Source organism: Pseudomonas sp. Sample_9 (genome assembly GCF_004307535.1).
GTDB classification, from domain to species: domain Bacteria; phylum Pseudomonadota; class Gammaproteobacteria; order Pseudomonadales; family Pseudomonadaceae; genus Aquipseudomonas; species Aquipseudomonas mercuritolerans.
The window spans coordinates 2,048-4,213 of sequence record NZ_RAZO01000319.1; the positions used below are offsets into that span (position 1 = coordinate 2,048).

The window sequence follows — 2,166 nt, forward strand, 5'->3', positions numbered from 1 at the left end:
GCCAGTTTTGGCGGGCTGGTGGCCGCGCTGCAATTTGAAGCCATGCGCGCCAGGGTGCCGACGGAGCGCCCGGTGCGTTCGCTGGCGATTACCTTTGTCGGCCCGGTCGAGCCGGAAGTACCGGTGAGTTTCGAAGTCGATGTGCTGCGTGAAGGCAAAGCGGTCAGCCAGGTGTTGGGCCGCGCCATGCAAAATGGCCAAGTGGTGACGATCATTCAGGGCAGCTTCGGTGCCTCGCGGCCTTCGGAAGTCGCCGTCGAAGCCTATCCGGCGCCCACCATTAAACACTGGGACGAGTGCCAGGAGCTGCCCTACATCAAAGGCGTAACCCCGGAATTCATGCGCCATCTGGCGATGCGCTGGAGCGTCGGCGGTATTCCGTTCTCCAACACGCCATCGCGCTTGATGGGCGGCTGGGTGCGGTTGCGTGGGGATGTCAAAGAGGAGCCGGTCAACGAGGCGCATCTGCTGGCGCTGGTGGATGCCTGGCCTCCGGCGCTGTTGCCGTATCTGAAGAAACCGGCACCGGGTAGTACGCTGACCTGGACCATCGAGTTCGTGCAGCCGTTACATGACTTGAGCACGCTGGATTGGTGCCAATACCTGGCCGATATCGAATACGCGGCCGACGGCTACGGCCATGTCGCCGCGAAGTTGTGGAGTGCGAAGGGAGAGCTGATTGCCATGAGCCGGCAGACTGTGACGATCTTCGCCTGACTCAATGCCGACGGTGGCGCTCACGCCAGGCGCGCCACCAGCCACCGCTGAGAAAGAACCGTGGGAACGTCAGAAACTGCTCGACCAGCAAACGTGACACGGCATCTTTGCGATCACTGAACGGCTCGGAGGCTTGCGCCTCCAGGCGGTGGCCGTGGCGCTGCAGACCCAGCGCCGCGACGATACCGATCACGCCGATGGCGACGCTGGCCAGGCTCAGGCTGAACACCCCCGACACGATCAGCAGAAACGCCACGATGAACAGCGGCACGGCAATCAGGTGCAGGACCAGATTGGTCGGATGCTGATGATTGCCCGGGTAAGCGCGCCATTGCCACGCGGGAAGGTTGGGGTGACGTTTGCCCATGTTTGCTACTCCTCGATCCATGTTGAACACATGCTTGAAGAATAGGCCCGGGCGCGGAGGGCGGCGAATCAAGGTTGGCTATTGGCATCATAGGCATGATGGACAAAAAAGATCGCAGCCTTCGGCAGCTCCTGCATGTTGGAATGCGTTCCCCTGTAGGAGCTGCCGAAGGCTGCGATCTTTTGATCTTATAGCTTCAACTGCCCAATCGCCTTGTTCAGCTCCCCGGCCAATGTCGCCAGCTCATTACTGGTCGTCGCCGAATCCACCGTCTGCTGCACGGTATTTTCAGTCACGTCACGAATACTCACCACCGCCCGGTTCATCTCCTCGGCAACCTGACTCTGCTGTTCCGCCGCGACGGCAATCTGCGTGTTGCTTTCGCGCATCTGCGCCACCGCTCCGGTGATTTCCGCCAGCGCCGCGCCAGCCTCCTGGGCCTGCTGCACGCAGTCGTCGGCTTTGTACGAACTCTCCTGCATGAAATCCACCGCATCGCGGGTGCCAGCCTGCAACGCGGCGATCATGCCGGTGATCTCGTCGGTGGACGCCTGCACGCGCTTGGCGAGGTTGCGCACTTCATCGGCGACCACGGCAAAGCCGCGCCCCATCTCCCCGGCGCGGGCCGCTTCGATCGCCGCGTTGAGCGCGAGCAGATTGGTCTGTTCGGCAATGCTGTGAATCACGCTGACCACGCCGTTGATCTTCTGGCTGTCCTCGGCCAGGCGTTGAATCATTTCTGCCGTCTGCTGCACGCCGTTGGATAACCCGGCAATCGACTGCTGCACCCGCGCCACCACCTGCTGACCGCTGCCGGCGAGGCCATCGGCGGTTTTCGATAGATCGCGGGTGGCGCCGGCGTGTTGCGCGATGTGATAAACGGTGGCGGTCATTTCGTTGATCGCGGTGGCAGCCTGGTCGGTTTCGCTCTGCTGGCCGAGCATGCCGTGACGCACATCATTCATGCTCGAGGCCAGCCGCGCAGCGCCGTCATCCAGTTGTCGCGCGGTGCTGGCAACGGTGGTTACGACGCGTTGATAACCGGCCTGCATGGCGTTGAAGGCATTGGCCATCTGCCCGAC

At 62.3% G+C, this 2,166-nt stretch carries 3 protein-coding genes; 1 reads left to right on the top strand and 2 read right to left on the bottom strand.

Features of this window, described 5'->3' with window-relative positions:
* A partial coding sequence (locus D6877_RS17495; protein WP_130911605.1) for an acyl-CoA thioesterase domain-containing protein occupies positions 1-717 on the top strand: 717 nt, incomplete at its 5' end.
* 1 nt (position 718) lies between these two features.
* Here the strand turns inward: D6877_RS17495 and D6877_RS17500 are convergent.
* On the bottom strand, positions 719-1,084 hold the full coding sequence (locus tag D6877_RS17500; RefSeq protein ID WP_064391411.1) for an Mpo1-like protein: 366 nt from the start codon (positions 1,082-1,084) through the stop codon (positions 719-721).
* Positions 1,085-1,272: 188 nt separating this feature from the next.
* Positions 1,273-2,166, bottom strand: an 894-nt coding sequence (locus D6877_RS17505) for a methyl-accepting chemotaxis protein (protein WP_241662920.1), incomplete at its 5' end; no start/stop codon positions are given.

What these genes read in the sequence shown, in the direction of transcription:
- D6877_RS17500 (WP_064391411.1), bottom strand. Translation starts at nt 1,084, where the DNA reads ATGGGCAAACGTCACCCCAACCTTCCCGCGTGGCAATGGCGCGCTTAC.